Origin of the sequence: Microvirga sesbaniae (assembly GCF_025460805.1) — a bacterium.
In the GTDB taxonomy this organism is placed as follows: Bacteria; Pseudomonadota; Alphaproteobacteria; order Rhizobiales; family Beijerinckiaceae; genus Microvirga; species Microvirga sesbaniae.
In genome coordinates, this window is sequence record NZ_JAMXFJ010000001.1 from 498,704 (window position 1) to 517,324 (window position 18,621).

Below are 18,621 nucleotides of genomic sequence, written 5' to 3' on the forward strand. Positions count from 1 at the left end.
CAATCCCGGCCCCGGAGGGAGCAAGGCGGACTGGCGGAGTCGTTGACAGATCTTAAGCTTACACGGTAAGTGCAGCCTTCACGAGGAGCAGCCGTCGGTTATCTGGAATTCGCCTCTGGACCTTGCCGGTGGGAAAGACGTCGGGCGGAAGCGATCCATGCCGAATCGCAGGCTGAGCCATCACAGCGTCGGTCTCAGACTTCGGGCGCTTGCGGGAACTGTCGAGGTTACAACGAGATGACGAATAGGAAAAAAGCGCTGATCACCGGCGTTACGGGACAGGATGGCGCCTACCTCTCGAAGCTTTTGCTGGAGAAGGGATACGAGGTTCACGGCTTGCTGCGCCGCAGCGCATCGGCCGACGTCGTCGACTCCCGCCTCAAGTGGATTGGTGTCGCCGGCAAGATCGTGCTGCATGACGGCAACCTGACCGATCTGTCGGGCTTGATCCGCGTGATGAACGAGGTCCGGCCCGACGAGGTCTACAACCTGGCCGCTCAATCTTTCGTCAAGTCGTCGTGGCAGCAGCCGCTTCTGACCGGGACGGTGACGGGCCTCGGGACGGCCAACATGCTCGAAGCGGTTCGCCTTGCCTGCCCGGAGGCCCGCTTCTACCAGGCCTCCTCGTCCGAGATGTATGGACTTATCCAGGAGCCGGTGCAGTCCGAGACGACGCCCTTCTACCCGCGTTCGCCCTATGCTGCGGCCAAGCTTTACGCACACTGGATGACCGTGAACTATCGTGAAAGCTTCGGTCTGCACGCCTCCAGCGGCATCCTGTTCAACCACGAGTCGCCTCTGCGTGGCATCGAGTTCGTGACCCGCAAGATCACGGACGCGGCCGCGCGCATCAAGCTCGGCCTTCAGGACAAGGTTGCCCTGGGCAACCTCGATGCGACGCGCGATTGGGGACACGCCCGGGACTACGTCAAGGCGATGTGGCTGATGCTGCAGCAGGACAAGCCCGACGACTATGTCGTAGCGACAGGTCGAACTGTTTCGGTGCGGGATTTCTGCCGCCTGGCCTTCGCTCATGTCGGGCTGTCCATGGAGGACCATGTCACGGTCGATCCGCGGTTCCTGCGGCCGGCTGAGGTGGACGTTCTGCTCGGCGACGCGAGCAAGGCGAAGAATAAGCTCGGCTGGACGGCCGAGACGAGCCTTGAGGACCTCGTGTCCGAAATGGTCGAGGCCGATCTCGCTCGCCTGAAGAAGCACGAGCATCTCTAAGACAAGGCGGCAACGCTGACATGCGGGTACTCATCACAGGCGCGAGGGGGTTTGTCGGTTCTTACCTCGCGCAGGCGCTGCACCGCGTCTGTGGCGACGTTACCGTCATCGCGACGGCAACGACGGCCGGAGCGCACCCGCCTCTTGGATCGGTCGCGGCTCTGGACGTGACGGACGCCACCGCCGTCAAGGCCGCGATTGGCCGCTATGAGCCGACCCATGTCATCAACCTGGCTGGCCTGGCCGCTCCCGCTGCGGCAGCGGCCAATCCGCAGGCGGCGTGGCAGGTCCATGTCCATGGAGCGCTCAATCTCGCGGAGGCGATCCTTGCGTCTGCGCCGGATTGCTGGCTGCTCAATGTCAGCTCGGGACTGGTCTACGGAGAAAGCGCGAAGCCGGGTTTGGCGCTCGACGAGACCGCGTTGCTCGCCCCAGTCGACGAATATGCCGTCACGAAGGCCTCGGCGGATCTTGCTTTGGGAGCCCTGGTGCGTCGCGGCCTCAGATGCATTCGCTTCCGGCCTTTCAACCATACGGGAGCCGGGCAAACCGGGGCATTCGTGATCCCGGCCTTCGCCATGCAGATCGCCCGCATCGAGGCTGGTCTTGAAAAGCCGGTGATCCAAGTCGGCAATCTCGATGCAGAGCGGGATTTCCTTGACGTCAGGGATGTGGTGGATGCTTATGCCTTGGCGGTTCTGCGCACGGAAGGGTTGAAACAGCCTGGCCTCATCTTGAACGTGGCTTCCGGCGTGCCGCGGCGCATCGGCGACGTGTTGCAGCAGCTGCTGGATCAGAGCCGCATCAAGATCGCAATCGAGCAGGATCCGAAGCGCCTTCGCCCAAGCGACCTCCCGCGCATCATAGGCGATGCAGGACGCGCACAACAGGCACTCGGCTGGAAGCCGGGCCGTTCCTTCGACGATACGCTTTCGACGGTTCTGGATGATTGTCGGGAGAAGATCCGCAATCAGGCGTAATGAAGTTGCGCGACCGGCCGGTATCGAATAGTCTGCCCGCCTGAGCAGCCATTAAGATCGGCGCCTTTGAAGATCCATTGTACTCATGCTACATGCCGTGGCGCCCAACAGGCTCTCAGTCGAGTTATGCGGCGGCAGTTCCGTTGCCTTGCTTGCAAGAATCACGAGGGCGCCGGTTCATTGTGAATAGTTCTTCAGTCCAGCAAAGGTTTAACGGGACATTGCCTTGACCCTTACTTCGCACGCGCAGAACTTCGAGGATGTTATTCTTTGGCGCGCTCTGAAGCATGTAGAGCGTGGGACCTACATCGACATCGGAGCGCAGGACCCCACCATCGATTCTGTCAGCCTTGCCTTTTATCGGAAGGGCTGGCGGGGTGTGCACGTGGAGCCGGTGCCTTCCTATGCCGAACAACTGCGGAAAGAGCGGCCCGACGAGGAGGTTATCGAGGCGGCAATTTCCGTGGAAGAGGGAACGATCCCGTTCTTCGAGATCCTTCAGACTGGCCTGAGCACCACGGATGCCGAAGTGGCCCAGCGACACGAAGCTGCTGGCTTGCCAATTCGCCGCACTGAGGTTCCGAGTATCCCCCTTGCGAAGGTTCTCGACGGGTTCACTGGCCGGGACATCCATTGGCTCAAGATCGACGTCGAAGGGGCCGAAGCTCAGGTCGTTGAGAGCTGGCTGCCCTCCCGCGTCCGGCCCTGGATCGTTGTCGTGGAGAGCACGGCAGTCAATGAGCCGCGGCAAACCCATCTCGCATGGGAACCGCAGCTTCTTGCGCTCGGTTACGAGTTTGCCTATTTCGATGGCTTGAACCGCTTCTACGTCAGCGCCGCGCATCAAGAGTTGAAGGCGAAGTTCGGCGCAGGTCCGAACGTCTTCGACGATTTTGAGCTTGCCGAGGCGTCGCCCTTCGCGGCTGGACTGCGCCGCCGGATCGACATTCTCAATCAACAGAACGCCCAATTGAACGACCGCGTCCGTTCCGCATCCGCTCAGGAGAGGGCACTCCTACGACGTATGGCCGTTCTTGAACAGCAGCTCAACGACATTCGCGGATCTTACGCGTGGAGGGTCGCGACACCCCTTCGCGCCGCCGAGAATGCGGCTGGATGGGCGTCCCACCAGGCGAAGGTCTGGACATCGGTGAAGCCGGGTTCCCGCCCGCGACGCGCCGTCCGCACCGTCGTGGTCGGTCTCATCAATCAAGTCCTGAAGCGACCGCGGCTGGCTAACTCGGCGAAGCGCGTCGCGGCGCGCTTTCCTGTGATCAACAAGCGCATGCGCCTCATGACGTACCACCAACGGGCCATGAGCTTCATGTCGAAGAGGACGTCGCCGGAAGACGGGCCACTCGATCTGTCTCTGGAGCCGCAATCCGTTCGACTGGTCTATCAACGGCTTATGCGAGCGCAGAGCAATCTGAGCCGCCTGGGTTCCGCCGGTCCGCGCGGAGACAAGCCGCGTCTGGCATTCGTGGCTCCGCTTCCGCCCGAGAAATCCGGGATCGCGGATTATTGCGCCGAAATGCTTCCCGAGCTCGCCCGGTATTACGACATCGATGTGATCGTCGCCCAGAAGGAAATCTCCGATCCATGGATCAACGCGAATTGTAAGATCCGTGATCTCGCGTGGTTCGAGCGCCACGCCCATGGCTTTGACAGGATTGTCTACCAGTTCGGGAACTCGCTGTTCCACGATCACATGTTCCGCCTGCTCGACCGATATCCCGGGATCGTCGTTCTGCACGACTATTATCTCGGAGGTCTTATGGCGCATCTGGAGCTTTACGGCGGCGTTCATGGCTTCTGGGCCAGTGCCCTCTATCATTCCCATGGGTATCGCGCGCTTCGGGACAGGTTCGACCCGGAGAAGGAATCGGATATCGTCAACAGTTGTCCGGTAAACTTGTCGCTGCTGCAGAGGGCGCAAGGAGTTCTCGTCCACAGCGAGTATTCACGGCATCTCGCCCAGACCCATTACGGGGAGAGTTTCGCGAGAGACTGGGCGGTCGTCCCGTTCCCGCGACGCCTGCCGGACGCCGTCGACCGCCATGCTGCCAGAGCGGCCCTGGGTTTCGGTGACAATGACTTCGTCATCTGCACCTTCGGCATTCTGGGCGAGACCAAGATGAACCAGCATCTTCTCGATGCTTGGATGAAGACCCCGATGGCCGGGGAGGGGAACTGTCATCTCGTATTCGTCGGACAGGACAGCCAGAATAACGTCTATTGCGAGCGCTTGCGCCAATCGATCGCTGCATCGCCCGCCAAGAACCGCATTCGCATCACCGGTTTTGTGTCAGCCGAGGTTTATCGCCAATACCTGCAGGCTGCCGATGTTTCAGTGCAGCTGCGTGAGCTCTCGCGTGGCGAGACATCGGCGGCGGTGTTCGACTGCCTGGCGTATGGCGTTCCGACCATCGTCAATGCCAACGGCTCGATGGTCGAGCTGCCCGAGGGCAGCGTCCTCATGCTGCCGGACAAGCTCTCAGTCGACGATTTGGCCGATGCACTCGTGACGCTGCGCAACAAGCCTGAGATGCGGCAGGTGTTGAGCCAGGAAGCCCGTCGCGTGGCGGTTCAGCACTCGCCGAAGCAGGTTGCGGACCGATACCGCGAGGCCATTGAGACGATCTCCAAGCTGGCCCCTGCTACGGCGGATGTGCGCGCCCTTGCGGAGCATGCATCCTTGATCTCGGTTCCCCTCGACGACGAGGCGTGGCTTGAGCTTGCCCGCAAGCTGGCCGAAGAGAGCCCGCTCCCACGCGGAGACGTTCGCCAGCTGCTGGTCGATGTCTCGATTCTGGCGCGCGACGATTTCAAAACAGGAATTCAGCGTGTTGTACGCTCCCAGCTTTTGGCTCTTCTGAACAATCCTCCCACTGGGTACCGGGTCGAGCCCGTTTGGCTCGGGAACACGGATGGCCGCTGGCACTACCAGTATGCACGCCGCTACACTCTGCAGCTTCTCGGCCTGCCGGACGGCGTGCTGGATGATGAGCCGATTGAGGTCACTGAGGGCGACATCTTCTACATGCCGGATTTCTGGACGGATGGTGTGATCCACGCTACAGAGGCGGGACTTTACGCCGAGTGGCGGGCAAAGGGCGTCAAGACGGATTTCATGGTCTACGACGTCCTGCCGCTGACGCATCCCGAATTTTTTCCGGATCGCTTCAGCGAGATGCATGCACAATGGCTCTCCGCCATTGCCGACAGCGGTGATCGTCTCATCTGCATCTCCCAGGCGGTCGCTGATGAGACGAGGGGGTGGCTCGACGCCCATAGGCCTGAGACGCTCGAGCACCTTGACATCGTGGCGTTGCACCTCGGTGCGGACATTGCAGCCTCCGCACCCACGATGGGACTGCCGGAAACTGCTTCCGGCGTGCTGAACCAGTTGTCGTCACGCCGCAGCTTCCTCATGGTCGGTACCGTGGAGCCGCGAAAGGGCCATCTGCAGACCCTGGCGGCATTCGAGCGTCTCTGGGCGGCAGGCGCGGAGATCAACCTTGTGATCGTGGGAGCCGAGGGATGGAAGGGGATTCCTCATGACCAGCGCCGGACCATTCCGGAAATTGTTCAAAAGCTCCGGAACCATCCGGAGCTGGGTCGGCGCCTCTTCTGGCTCGAGGGCATTAGCGACGAGTATCTCGAGAAGGTATACGCAACCTGTATCTGCCTGATTGCGGCCTCGGAGGATGAAGGGTTCGGTCTTCCGCTGATCGAGGCGGCGAGGCATCACATTCCGATCCTGGCGCGGGACATACCCGTGTTCCGCGAGGTTGCAGGCACCCACGCGGCCTACTTCGCAGCCAAGGATGCCGCCGGGCTGGCTCAGGCCATCGAGAATTGGCTCGGGCTTTATGCGAAGGGCCAGCATCGGAACTCTGGCGATATGCCTTGGATGACCTGGGCAGAGAACGCCGAACGCCTGAAGGCCATTCTGCTGAGGGATGCGCAGGAGCCGGTCGAAACCTCGGGAGAATGTTCCGATGCCGAGGCTCCTCGATCACGCGCCGGAGCTGCATGAAAGCCAACGCCATGTTGAAATCGGCCCTGAAATTCGCTCACCACCATGTTTGGCGTCGCCTGCCGCACAGCGCGCGCCGGGTGGTGCTATTCCGCGTTGCGTCCTGGTGGGCGCCGCGGCCTACCGTCGATGCGAGAGCGAGGGCGCCCCTCATCATCGTGGGAATGCTTCGCCATGCCTCTGGCCTCGGAGCCGCGGCTCGAGCCTGCCACAACGCCCTCAAGGCCGCAGGGCTCCCGGTTTATGGCATCGATCTGACCGAAAAGCTGATGCATGAGGTGAACCATAAGGATTTCACCTATGACGATGGACAGGCGGTGCTCGGCGAAGGCACTGTCTTCCTGCACATCAGTGGCCCACTCGTGCCGCTGGCGATGGCATGTCTCGGACGCGCATTCGTGCGACGCAAACGGGTGGTCGCTCATTGGTTCTGGGAGCTGCCCAAGGTACCGAAAGACTGGTTGCCTGCCATCCCTTTCGTCCATGAGATCTGTGTGAATACCGCCTTCGTGCGGGACGCGATCAGTCCGATCGCCCGAGGGCGGCCTGTTCACGTGGTGCCCTATCCCCTAACCTCGGCATTGGAACCGCGCGCGGTAAGGGAGATGACACATCCTTTTACCGTGCTGTTCGTCTTCAATATCGCATCGAGTTTCGCGCGTAAGAACCCTTGCGCAGCCATTGCGGCGTTCCGCCAGGCGTTCGGCAACGATCCCTCCGCAAAGCTGATCGTCAAATACCTGAACGCCTTTGTCTGGCCCGAGGGTGTCCGCCTGATGGAAGAAGCAGCGAGGGGCGCTGACAACATTGAGCTTCGTGGCGAGGTGTTGGACGAAGCCGGCATGGTCGCGCTCTACAACGAGGCAGATGCCGTCATGTCCCTTCACCGAGCGGAGGGACTCGGCCTGACAATCGCAGAGGGGATGCTGCGTGGGCTGCCGGTCGTTGCAACGAACTGGTCTGGAAACGTGGATTTCCTGAACCGGACAACCGGAATTCCCGTAGGCTATCGCCTCGTGCCAGTGGATGATCCGCAGGGCAAGTATCCTGCCGGCATGCAGTGGGCGGAGCCGGATGTCGGCGAAGCTGCTGCAGCTCTTCAGAGCCTTCGGTCGGACCCTGCATGGCGTAAGCGCCTCGGCGCCGCCGCTGCGGTGCATGCCCGGGAATTCTTCTGTCCGGCCCGGTATTCCCAGCGTGTTCTTGAAATCTTCCCAGGGGTCAGGATGCCTTGAGGGTGGATCCAGGCTGAGGCAGGCTCCGCCTCCTTCGAGCCAATGCAGGTCGGCTGGACGTCTCGGCGACGGCGCTCTGCCGATAAGGGACTGTCGTCCTTCATTTTTGCCGGCGAGCCCCAGACCTTGCCTCAATCTGCGGCGGGGGGTATGAGAGCAGCAGTTCCGAAGCCCTAGGCAGTGATAGAATGTGCTCGTCGCTGTGGTGTTTTATGTGATATCGTTACAAGGGAATTGGGTGTTCTTCCACCGACGAGAACCTTTCCCCAGCTCATGAGATAACCGCGAGGGTCCAGGACGGTCGTGGTTGCTGCAATTGGTCAAGCGGTGCCGGCTGAAAATGTCGTGGCCGAACGGCTATTACAGCTCTCGCGGCTGCCAGCCGGTTTAGGACTCACCTGTTATAGAGGGATCATCGGAAGACATGGAAAGGATGGAACACGCTGCGTCTGTCAGTGCGGCGCAGGCTGCGGTTGAACCCTCCAGCGAGCGGACTGCGGGCGAACGCGCGTGGCTTGACGTTAAGCAGGGCTTTGAGAACTGGCGGGTCTGGTGGCTCCTGGGCATTGGCGACATCCGGCAGCGTTACAGACGGTCCAAGCTGGGCCAGTTCTGGATCACCTTGAGCATCGTGATCTTCATCGGGGCGATCGGAGTGGTGTATTCCGCTTTATTCAAGCAGCCCGTGGAAACCTACATTCCCTATCTGGCGACGACATACATTGTGTGGACGCTTCTGTCCGGTATCATCACCGACAGCGCGGGCGCCTTCGTGCAGGCGGAAGGATTTCTGCGTCAGCAGGCTCTTCCGAAATCGACATTCATTCTGCGCGTCCTGGTTCGCAACTTCTTATCGTTTGCCCATAACATTGTCGTTCTGCCGTTCGTTTTCCTGCTGTTCGGTGTCGCTCCGAGCTGGACCTGGTTCGCCGCGCTCGGGGGGCTGATCGTGGTCGCTCTCGTCGGCTTCTTGGCAGCCCTGATCTGCGCCATCCTGTGTACGCGGTTTCGTGACCTGCCTCAGATCATCCAGAACGTCATTCAAGTCGCATTCTTCATCTCACCCATCACTTGGCGGGTCGAACTGCTGGACGAGCCGCTGCGGCCTTGGGTGGTTCTAAATCCGTTTGCGGCACTTCTTCAAATCGTCTCCGAACCCCTCCTCGGCCGTATGCCGGATCCGATTACTTACACTTCAGCGGGTCTGTCGGTTCTGGTGCTCGCGTTTGTCGCTTGGCCACTTTTCAGCCGTTTCCGGCAGCGAATTGTTTATTGGCTCTAAGGGGAAACAGAGGCATGGCTTCGATAACCTTGCGTAACGCTTGCGTTGATTTCCCCATCTACAATGCACGTGGCCGCTCGCTGAAGGCGAATGTCCTTCGCCGGGTCGGCGGCCGCATCGACAGCAATAACCGTGAGATCATCACTGTTGAAGCTTTGCGTGACATCAACCTTGATCTAAGACCAGGAGATCGGTTGGCGCTCGTTGGTCACAACGGTGCCGGCAAGTCCACCCTGCTTCGGGTTCTTGCGGGCGCGTACGAGCCCAGCCGAGGTGTCGCTCATATCGATGGCAAGGTCTCATCCCTCCTGGACATGACGATGGGCATGGACCCGGAGTTGACGGGCCGGGAGAATATCACGCTCCGCGGCATCTTTCTCGGCATGACATTCCGCCAGGCGACCGAGATAACCCCTGCCATCGAGGAATTCACAGAGCTCGGCGGCTTCATGGATCTGCCCATGCGTACCTATTCCAGCGGCATGACCCTGCGCCTGGCCTTCGCCGTTTCGACGGCGGTCCAGCCCGATATCCTGCTGCTCGATGAGATGATCAGCGTTGGTGACATGAGCTTCGCCGAAAAGGCACGAATTCGGCTGGAACAGGTCATGGAGAACTCCCGCATTCTCGTTCTAGCTTCGCATGATCCCATGATCCTGAAGCGCTATTGCAACAAGGCCGTTCATCTAAGGGAAGGCCAGATCGTCGCTGCCGGTTCGATCGATGATATTCTTGAACAGCACGGAGCATTGGAGCAGGGGTAGAGAGGCTTTCAGTCGGTACCTCGGCGCGGGTTGCGATGTGCGGGCGCATTGGAACGCTTGAGAGTGCAAGGAGTCGCGGGTCTCCTCCGGACGTTCCTCATTTTGGTCGGCGCCACAGGTAAGGTCTGCAGATTGAAGTCGCATCATATATTCCAACGACGCTCCGGACCAAATCCAATCATATAGGTCTGAGCGGCCTATCCCGATCAACGCCGATGCTTACGCATTCGCGGAAATCGAGTTAAGCGGCGGTAATGATACTCGGCGCTTCAAGCTGCGTGTCGCTGGCCCGGATCTGGCTCGCCTAATCGGACACGTTGGGTCGATGCTTCCGACGTACTATAGGAGTTCGTAGCGAGCGGCCACTATGGTGCAGACCACGCGGCTGTGGTGGCTTCCCGATCCTTGATGACAACGGCATAAACCAAGCCGTCAGTAAGTTGATCTCTTAGAGCCTGACCGAAACAGGTTGAGTGGCCTCAAGCTGCTGTGATTCCGTCGGATTTGCGAAGATTCGATGGACGTCACGATGGTTTGGACCGAGGCCACTCGCCGACAGTGACGTGAGCCCTGCGAACTCCTCCGGATGAGGTTAGAGTCCGTCCAACGTGGAGACGGAGGAATGAAGCGCTCATGGTTCACGGAAGAGCAGATCATCGGCATGCTCAAGGAGCATGAGGCCGGGACGAAGACAGCGGAGATCTGCCGCAAGCACGGGATCTCGGAGGCAACCTTCTACAACTATAAGGCCAAGTACGGCGGCCTGGAGGTCTCTGACGCCCGGCGGCTGAAGGCCCTGGAGGAAGAGAACGCCAAGCTCAAGAGGCTTCTGGTTGAGCAAATGCTGGACAATGCCGTCCTGAAGGATCTCGCGTCAAAAAAATGGTAGCGCCCGCTGCCAGGCGCCGGGCCGTGGCTCATGCCATGCAAGCCCATGACGTGAGCGAGCGGCGGGCATGCTCCATTCTGACGATCGACCGCTCGTCGGTCCGCTGTCGCTCCACCCGACCTGACGATGCTGCGGTGCGCGAACGCATGCGAGCTGTGGCGGCGGTGCGCCGGCGCTTCGGCTATCGACGCCTGCCGATCATGCTGGCCCGAGAGGGATTGGTCATGAACCACAAGAAGTTCCGGCGCCTCTATCGCGAGGAGAGACTGCAGGTCAAACACGCTGGGGCGGCCGCAAGCGGGCCCTAGGGGCGCGCACTCCCGTTCTGCTGCCCGGCGGGCCCAACCAGCGCTGGAGCCTGGATTTCCTCAGCGATGCCTTTGCCGATGGGCGCCGCTTTCGTGTTCTGGCGGTGGTTGATGACTTTACCCGCGAGTGCCTCGGGCTCGTGGCCGATACCTCGCTCTCAGGCCTGCGGGTCACGCGGGAGCTGGATACCATCATTGCCTCCCGTGGCCGGCCGATAAGCTGTGTTTCGGACAACGGCACCGAACTGACCTCTTCGGCAGTGCTGCGGTGGTGTCAGGCCACGGGCGTGGAATGGCAGTATATCGCGCCAGGCAAGCCACAGCAGAACGCCTTTGTTGGGAGCTTTCATGGCCGCCTGCGCGATGAGTGCCTCAACGAGACCCTGTTCACCTCATTGCGGCACGCCCGGCAGGTCCTTAACGCGTGGCAAAAGGATTACAACACCATCCGACCCCACTCAGCCTTGAAAGGAATGACCCCGGCCGACTTTGCCAAGCACACACCCAGGCAACTGCAATCGGAAGCAGTGGCTCTTCCAGTTGCTCTGACCGCCAACAACGGGCATCCATCAACCAGCGGACTCCAGCTCTGAGCGGAGGATGCTCAGGGCGCACGTCACTCGCCTCAATCTTCTCCAAGGATAGCACTGCGCCCTATCTCAGTCCAACGGACCAGCAACCGCCCGTTTCTCTAAATACGCGCTGCGCTGGTCCGATGTACGCGGTGCCTTGGAACCCCACTTATTTAGAAACTCCACATTCACTGCGACACCAGCGGGTGCGATATTTGGAAAGTCCGCGTCAGACGAGTGACACGCATCTAGGGTTTTGAGATCCAAAGTATAAACTTGAAGTGGCAGGTTGTTATTTTCGGGGCGGGCGTACGCGAGCCAGCCAACAGGTGCATCGGGAGCCACAGCTGTTTTCAGATGCGAATGGACATCGGGTCTCATAGAAGCAAATGCTCCATAGCCGACGATACGGTCGCCTTGTGAAACAATGATGCCTAGGTTGCGGTGGTGAGGGCTCGACTCGTCAAGTGACCATCCAGTGAGTTTAATGCCGCTCCCGCCGTCAGCCGCGGCGAGCAATTGTTTCGACTCAATCCCTCCCGGACAAGCTCTGTTAGAGTTGACTACTTGATTGAGGGGGTGGCCGAGTAACTCACCTGGCCGGCGCATATGGACGTTCAGCCGCTGCTCGCGAGCAAAGTCCATGAGCCCCCACAGATTAGGGTCCTCTCCAAGCATCTTAGAGCGCGCTGGATCATTGAGATTGAGGGCAAGCGAGTGTCCGAAGGCCTCGATATGTCGATAAAACTGTCTTGAGTCTCTTAGAACGTATTGCTGAGCACCAAGCATAATGGCTAGTGTCGCCATCATGGCGGCCCCGGCACCGATAAGGAACTTCGCTCGGTGGAACTGCTTGACGAGCAGGATAGCGGCGGAGGCAATAATTACGGCAGTGTAGAACGCGTACTTGGGATCTTCCGCCTCCCATCCGGTGCCCGCCCGTCCGGCTGCGACAAGGATAATTGAGAGTTGGTGGCCGATGAGGAGAGAGGCTGCCACCGAGGCTACCAACGATCCGTCGTCGCGGCGAGATCGATATGCGAGGATTAGAGACACGATACTCGCAGTAAGGACTAAGGTGCCGAAAACGATCGAAATTCGAAGGCCGCCAGAGGCATAGTGGGCAGGCAGCGACAGTACTCTGACATAATAATCAGCAATCCCAGCCCATTCAGCTGGTGTGAGCAGCCTTCCAACGATTCCGCCTGCCGCAGCAGCGAACCGTAGCTTCCAAGCGATTAAGACGCATAAAGCAACGATTGCGAGAGCAGTTGCTTGGCGCCTCATCAGCGGAGCGTTGAATGCAATAGGACTGAATAAAGCGGCAAAAATCAAAACTATGCCGTGCCCACTTGTCACGAGGAGGCTAAGACATAGAACTGCCACGGTAACGAATAATGCTAGGCGTTTTGGCAACGTCAACGCTGGGCGGTAGACCAGCCAAGCGACGACACTCAAACATAGACTGAGGAAGCCGGCGATGAAATGCTGCACGAAATACGGGAAGGCTACAACTGCTACCATTAATGGTGACAGAAGTACGCTTATGACGAAAAGCGCTAGAGTTGCTCGGTTCGCTTTCTCGTGAGGCCTACAGTCAGAGAACACGAGTCCAGCCAGAGAGCCTGCCATCACGACTAGGAGTGCTATGGAGACGAGTTGGTGAATGCGATACTGCGAACCGTATAGAACGTAATCGATAAGGGTTAGTGCTCGGGTCGTCGCGACTACATGCTCATTATGGTAGCCGAACAAGAAGGAAAGCAGCGACGTTGGGTTGGATAGAAACCGCATGTCGGCGTTGATATCGAGCAGGAGGGCAGGCCGATACAGATCGAGCGCATTTTGCCAGAAAAACTTTGCTGCGACAGTGGACAGCAAGAGGGCGGTGAACGCGATTACCACATAGGCGGCGTGAGATTTTCTGCTGGCGTCTGATAACTGCATCAAAGTATCTCTCTTTATGGGGATGCTCAAAGACTAGAAGCCCTAGGCTGTCAATCACACAATTTGCAGCAGTCAGCCGTATTAGATTGACTGTACTCCGAGCCAGCTCTCGATCAGAAGGTCGAATGAGCAGGCCTCGGCTGGGCAGTGGCAAATTTGCAACTCCAATTACTTTTTTTTAGTCACCGGTACGCTGGGCGCAAAGGTCCCATTGATATGGCGAGCAGCCCAAGTGAAATGGGGTATGAACAACGCCCATTCGCGCCTTGAGGCCATCGGTGCGCTACGCGCCGCCGCGTCTCTCATCGTCGTTTATGCTCATATCGCCGCCCAGCATAAAGATAAGGTTGGGGAAACTGGATTCTTGTCGATTGGGTAAGAGCTTACATAACTGGGCCGCTCGCGATCATACAGGATGGCGGTTGGTTCGGAGTCTGTATCTTTTTTCTCGTGAGCGGCTTCATCATCACGCATAGCATCAACGATGAATCACGCGGCACTTTTGTACTCAAGCGAGTCTTCAGGATCTATCCCGCTTGGATTGTTGCCGCAGTTCTGATCCAGCTTCAGGTGATATGCATGGGGTGGAAGACCCCATTAACATTTGAGCAGTATTTCAGAGGTATAACACTATTCGGTATCTATGATGAGAACCCGACTTTTCTAATTGGGGCTGAGTGGACGCTTCTCATTGAGATTAAATTTTATTTCATAACTATTGTGTTTATTCCTTATATTAGGAAGTTTCCAGTTGCTGCGTACCTAGTACAGGCTTTGATAGTTGCTGGGATGATAGTCATTTGTCGCAAATTCGGCACCGAGGTCTTCTTGCTGGCAGTTCAAGTATCATATATCCCGATCCTTCTCTTCGGGCAGTTGATTTACTTCTTGTATATGCAGATGATATCGCGGGCGACTTTCATTGGGCTTTGCTCTTTGAACTTTTTGCTTACAATCTATGTTATACGCGATCTACAGCCCGGGTTCCTTGAACCGGTGAATTCGTACATTATTACTATTGCGTACTGCTTTGCAATTTTCATGGCAGTAATTCACTTGTGTCGAGATCTGAAGATGGGCCGTATCGGGCGCTTCTTTGAGAATATCAGTTACTCTCTGTATCTTTACCACGCGAACATAGGTATCGTTACTGTGGGGTTGCTATTCCCGCTACTTCCATATTGGCTGACGTTCTTCGTTGCATTTGCAGTGATGCTGGCGGTCTCATGGATTAGCTACCGATACGTTGAACTCTGGGGAATGCAACGGGTGCGGTCGATCCTGAAGCCTCGTTCAAGGACGCAAATCGTTGCCGCAGGTAACGCTAGCTAACCCGGTATGCAGGTTTAGGCTACGATCAACCTGGCGAAAGCGAGCGCAGAGAAACCACTGCGTTGACACAGCAGTAGCGCCACCGTGTGGCTGACGAGCGTGCGCAACCACTGGGCCATCAGGTGCCCACATCCGCTCGGCATGAAAGCGCTCGGTCAACTGGCTCAGCACAGTTTCAATCCTGAGTCGTGTTCGCACGAGCCAGTGCGGTCAGCCTCCCGTCTTCGCCGCAGCTCCCCGAGGTGGTGCAACCAGAGCAGGCCCCTGTCTCACCAGATCCCGCGTAGGCGCGAGCACCAATGCGCGCCGTCCTCAGGAACCCATCCCCTCTCACCGGCCAGGCTGTCCATTCCGCAGCACGGGTGGGGCGGAGGCACCTGGATGCGGGCTGACGCGGAGCCGCCGACGCGACCGAGCGGCTTTCGGGTGCTTGCACACCGGTGGGTGGTGGAGCGGACGATCGCCTGGTTGACCACCCACCGGCGGCTCGCCAAAGACTACGAACGCTTGGTCGAGACCGGCGAGATGCTGCTGTATATTGCCATGAGCCGCATCTTGCTGCGCCGTCTCACCCGAAAAGAAAGATAATTGCCCACCAGCCTCTAAGGCGGCTTTGTGGATCACTCCAAGGATCCGGGCGGGGCCACTAACCTGGACGTGACGATCGGCGGGCTGTCCGCCAACCTGGGTCGCCCCGCGACGAACGCCGAGGTGAAGACCCTGACGCTGCTGGCATTTTTTGCTGCCCGCGCTGACTTCCTGAAGAGAATCTTCGCATCACGCCCCTGATCGTTCTCGACATCACCAGCGTGATCGCTGATCGGCTCGCCAAGTCGCCGTCAGTCTCGGTCGAGTAGGCCGATGAACCGGTCGTCAAGGAAGATGTCGCCAAGGGGCTGCAGCCGGTCCTCGAGCACCTGACGTACAACAAGCCATGGTTCCCCAGCCGCGTTACATAGGGCGCCATTTTCGGCATTCGCGGCGGCAGCGTCACGATCGGAATGGCGGCCGCCAACGGAGAAACCTCCATGGAGGTCAACTCGAAAGCCGGCATGAGCATCCTCGGCGGCGTTGGAACTCTCTATGGCCGCTGAAAGGCGAGGGAGTTCTTGGGAGCATGGCCATGCCAAATCATTCTCTCGAGACGCGCTTCCGCGCCAGCATCCATGATCGAGGGCTCGAATGGCACTCGGCCCTCGTCACGGTGGGTGGGGCTCCGTCCTCATCCTGCCTGGAGACACTCTGGTTGGCACGTCCTTTGTCACCTCCCAGCGCTACGTTCTGACGGAGAGCTTCTGCGTCTGGCTCTTCGGAGCAACGGGAGCTTCCCGGGTCTCGCCACTCTACGTCGACGGCACTGGCCAACTACGCGATACATCCGCAAGTTCGGCTCGCTCTTCGGCGCGATCCCTTGGGCGCAGGTCGCTTGGCTTGTCACCGGGGGCGCCTTCCTCTCCAACGAGGTGGCATCGACGGGAATGGTCGTCTACGGTCTGTCCGCTCGTGCAGAGGTCTTTCCCATCGTCAGAGCCTGCTCTGATGCTCGGTATGACCGTCGCTGATGCTGTGGCCGTCGGAACGCTGATCATTGCGTTTTGAGCGGCTTGGAGAGGAACGCGGGTGGGGGGGCGCAGCCAAGAGAATTTCACTACCGAGACTACCGTCTTTGCCAACGCCGCGGCCATCACCCCGATGAACGCTTCAGTCAACCGGCTGGCTGACGCGATCTGCGATGCGAGCGAAGCCAACGAGCGGCAGCAGGAAAGCCAGATCGCGGAGGCTTTGGAGCGACTGACGAGGTACTTGGTGAGCATGATCGTGAGCATATTGAACGGCACCATAGCGACCAGGCGACCAATCACTTGGCGATCGGAGATCACTTGGCGATCGGAAATCAGTTGCCTGTCACAGATGCCCCATGTCGAGTACCGTCACTCGACATAGGATCATGCTTGCAGGTCTTACTATCGAAGCACCTTCTGTTTCCTTAGGTATTTCTGTTCACAAACTGGATCTGCGTGATGTCGTGAACTCTTCAACGGAACCGGGGTGCGGTTCATGTTTGGGCTGATATTAGAAACCCAATAACGGTGTTCGCAAACCATATCGAAGTAGAAGTAAGGGGATGTTGCGTCACAGGGCCCGAAGATGACATCGAGGATTATCTCATCTCCAGGCTCAAGGTCACATGGCAGTGTCGTACGCGGATTCTCCCAGCAGAGAACATCTCCTTTTGAATCGACGACATGATAGGTCAAGAAAAGCCCATCACCGCCAGACATTGCGAGAGTCCGGCTGCCCGTATTAGTTAAGCGCACTTTGTGCAGAACTCCAACAGTATCTCGTTGCTCGCGACGCCATTCGACCACTTCTGCAGTAAAGGCGATATCATCGCCAACGGTGTCGGGTTGCACCGGCAATTCTGCGCCTTCTGTCACCGCGGCTAGAACAACAAAGCCGCGGTGGGTCGGAAGATAAGCATCGAGCCGATAACCGAGCCTCAGCATGGCTTCATAGATCATCGTGGAGTCACGCCGTGCATCATGGAATGCAATATAGCGGGGCTTTACTAAGTCTTCGATCTGGCGAAGGACGCCATCTCTATTTGCGGTACCAATAGGCGAGTCGATGAACAACAGGTCAGGGAGTTCCAGATTGCGATCTCGAATTGCCTTCTCCAGGCGCGCTTGATTGAAACGCTTAGTGGTAGCGTCGAAAGGAATGTGCTCTACGTCGCAGCCTTTAGCGATGGCAGCATCAAGCCATGGACCCTGATAGGCTTCGATTGAGAGTACCGTCTGTGCTGCGCCATTCAATAGAATGGACGTATACCCGCCGCCGACTTCAACCACCGAGTTGAGCTTTTTCGTGCGTATAATACTGCGTAAGAAATGGTACTCCTGCGAGTTCAAATAAGCCCCTCCGCAAGGAAATCCGTTCCATCGCACGTCGGAGAAGTTTTCCGACAATGCAAAGCTCAGGAAGGTTTCTGCGATTGGGATGTAAGGCGTCGGTGTATTTGCGACCGCTGGATTTGTGGTCTTGTCAGAGATAAGGAGTCGCGCGACTTCCCTTATGATATCGGGCTTGGTGCAAATTTCACGTTGATTGGGGCTCTGAAATAAATCAAGAATATCAACCGGCTTGCATGCCGTGCTGTCTGATACTTTCTCGAGAATATCTGGCTTCATCCGCAAGAGGAAAGAGTCGATATCTTCAATTCCTGCGAAGTGCATGAGATGGAGCGGATCCCCAGTGGCTGCAGTGATTATCACATCATTTTTGATGCTCACCAATATGTCGGCTCCCGCGCGCAGCCCTTGCCAGTTGAATTTGTATTGGTTTTCAAATCGAACAGGTACGCACTTGAGATTAATGTACGCACAAAGAAAGTGGTTGTCGTACAGGTGCCCAGGGGCAATGTAGCGGTGCCAAGCGTCGTCGTCTAACGAGGCAGTGTAAATCTCTTCAAGTATAGCGAGCAGAGAGCGCGGGAAAAACATTACTCCGCTGTTGATATATACCCCAGCCTCTAGTTCCGGGTGGTTCGGCCATGGGAACCGCTTGTCGGAGATGAACGGGCATTCCGACAGGTCGTCCCTACATGCGACCAGATAATTGAAATCTATAAGCTCTTCCAGAGATCTTAAAACAATAATGTCCGAGTCGAGGTAGAGAAATCCACCTTGCCGCGCTGCTAGAGCATATGCCTCGAACTTGGCCCGCTTCACCCCAAGCGTATTGATAGAACTTAGCTCAACGATCTCGCAGGGTAGCGTGCCGAGCTCTTTTCGAACTTGGGCTGAATCATCACAGAATACTGTTATAGTGCCATTCGGGTGAAATTTGTTGTAGGATGCGACAAGGCGACGAGTATGTCGCGCATACGAAGCCGTACAGATTGTTATTGCTCTCATTGATACACAATCCAGAGTAACTCAAAAGGATAGCAAAGTGAACTTTCCTCATAAGCCCGGGACGTCAGTCTGAGCAACGGCATAATTTCTTTCAGTAAGTATAAAATTTCTCGTTATGTTATTGCA

Annotated in this window: 10 protein-coding genes and 2 pseudogenes; 10 read left to right on the forward strand and 2 right to left on the reverse strand. The window is 57.9% G+C overall.

Going from position 1 to position 18,621, the window contains the following annotated elements:
* Positions 1 to 237: 237 nt before the first annotated feature.
* From gmd to OCW50_RS02335, 7 genes and pseudogenes are all read left to right on the forward strand, one after another.
* Complete coding sequence (gene gmd, locus OCW50_RS02305; protein WP_262296286.1) at positions 238 to 1,230, forward strand: GDP-mannose 4,6-dehydratase; 993 nt, start codon at positions 238 to 240, stop codon at positions 1,228 to 1,230.
* Positions 1,231 to 1,250: 20 nt separating this feature from the next.
* Complete coding sequence (locus OCW50_RS02310; RefSeq protein WP_262296287.1) at positions 1,251 to 2,210, forward strand: GDP-mannose 4,6-dehydratase; 960 nt, start codon at positions 1,251 to 1,253, stop codon at positions 2,208 to 2,210.
* 226 nt (positions 2,211 to 2,436) lie between these two features.
* Positions 2,437 to 6,249, forward strand: a complete 3,813-nt coding sequence (locus OCW50_RS02315; protein WP_262296288.1) for an FkbM family methyltransferase — start codon at positions 2,437 to 2,439, stop codon at positions 6,247 to 6,249.
* Positions 6,246 to 7,484, forward strand: a complete 1,239-nt coding sequence (locus OCW50_RS02320; RefSeq protein WP_262296289.1) for a glycosyltransferase family 4 protein — start codon at positions 6,246 to 6,248, stop codon at positions 7,482 to 7,484. Before OCW50_RS02315 ends, OCW50_RS02320 begins: the two co-directional genes overlap by 4 nt.
* Before the next feature lie 433 nt (positions 7,485 to 7,917).
* Positions 7,918 to 8,766, forward strand: a complete 849-nt coding sequence (locus OCW50_RS02325) for an ABC transporter permease (protein WP_262296290.1) — start codon at positions 7,918 to 7,920, stop codon at positions 8,764 to 8,766.
* A gap of 14 nt (positions 8,767 to 8,780) precedes the next feature.
* The gene (locus OCW50_RS02330) at positions 8,781 to 9,530 is read left to right on the forward strand and encodes an ABC transporter ATP-binding protein (protein WP_262296291.1); all 750 of its coding nucleotides are present in this window, start codon (positions 8,781 to 8,783) and stop codon (positions 9,528 to 9,530) included.
* A gap of 622 nt (positions 9,531 to 10,152) precedes the next feature.
* A pseudogene (locus tag OCW50_RS02335) lies at positions 10,153 to 11,320 on the forward strand (IS3 family transposase).
* A gap of 66 nt (positions 11,321 to 11,386) precedes the next feature.
* On the opposite strand, the gene OCW50_RS02340 reads toward OCW50_RS02335, so the two are convergent.
* Positions 11,387 to 13,246 (reverse strand): DUF2339 domain-containing protein, encoded by a 1,860-nt coding sequence (locus OCW50_RS02340; RefSeq protein ID WP_262296292.1) that lies wholly within the window; start codon positions 13,244 to 13,246, stop codon positions 11,387 to 11,389.
* A gap of 438 nt (positions 13,247 to 13,684) precedes the next feature.
* Between OCW50_RS02340 and OCW50_RS02345 the strand changes: the two genes are divergently transcribed.
* From OCW50_RS02345 to OCW50_RS33635, 3 genes and pseudogenes are all read left to right on the forward strand, one after another.
* A complete protein-coding gene (locus OCW50_RS02345) occupies positions 13,685 to 14,578 on the forward strand; it encodes an acyltransferase family protein (RefSeq protein WP_373371294.1) in 894 nt (297 codons plus the stop codon).
* A gap of 381 nt (positions 14,579 to 14,959) precedes the next feature.
* Positions 14,960 to 15,166, forward strand: a complete 207-nt coding sequence (locus OCW50_RS02350) for a transposase (protein WP_373371285.1) — start codon at positions 14,960 to 14,962, stop codon at positions 15,164 to 15,166.
* 27 nt (positions 15,167 to 15,193) lie between these two features.
* A pseudogene (locus OCW50_RS33635) lies at positions 15,194 to 15,304 on the forward strand (lysozyme family protein); the annotation flags it as partial.
* Positions 15,305 to 16,542: 1,238 nt separating this feature from the next.
* On the opposite strand, the gene OCW50_RS02360 reads toward OCW50_RS33635, so the two are convergent.
* Complete coding sequence (locus OCW50_RS02360) at positions 16,543 to 18,309, reverse strand: glycosyltransferase family protein (RefSeq protein ID WP_262296293.1); 1,767 nt, start codon at positions 18,307 to 18,309, stop codon at positions 16,543 to 16,545.
* Positions 18,310 to 18,621: the final 312 nt, after the last annotated feature.

Bases quoted from the DNA above. Each gene is read 5' to 3' on its own strand.
- gmd (WP_262296286.1), top strand. From the start codon at position 238: ATGACGAATAGGAAAAAAGCGCTGATCACCGGCGTTACGGGACAGGAT.
- OCW50_RS02310 (WP_262296287.1), top strand. From the start codon at position 1,251: ATGCGGGTACTCATCACAGGCGCGAGGGGGTTTGTCGGTTCTTACCTC.
- OCW50_RS02320 (WP_262296289.1), top strand. From the start codon at position 6,246: ATGAAAGCCAACGCCATGTTGAAATCGGCCCTGAAATTCGCTCACCAC.
- OCW50_RS02325 (WP_262296290.1), top strand. From the start codon at position 7,918: ATGGAACACGCTGCGTCTGTCAGTGCGGCGCAGGCTGCGGTTGAACCC.
- OCW50_RS02330 (WP_262296291.1), top strand. From the start codon at position 8,781: ATGGCTTCGATAACCTTGCGTAACGCTTGCGTTGATTTCCCCATCTAC.
- OCW50_RS02340 (WP_262296292.1), bottom strand. From the start codon at position 13,246: ATGCAGTTATCAGACGCCAGCAGAAAATCTCACGCCGCCTATGTGGTA.
- OCW50_RS02350 (WP_373371285.1), top strand. From the start codon at position 14,960: ATGCGGGCTGACGCGGAGCCGCCGACGCGACCGAGCGGCTTTCGGGTG.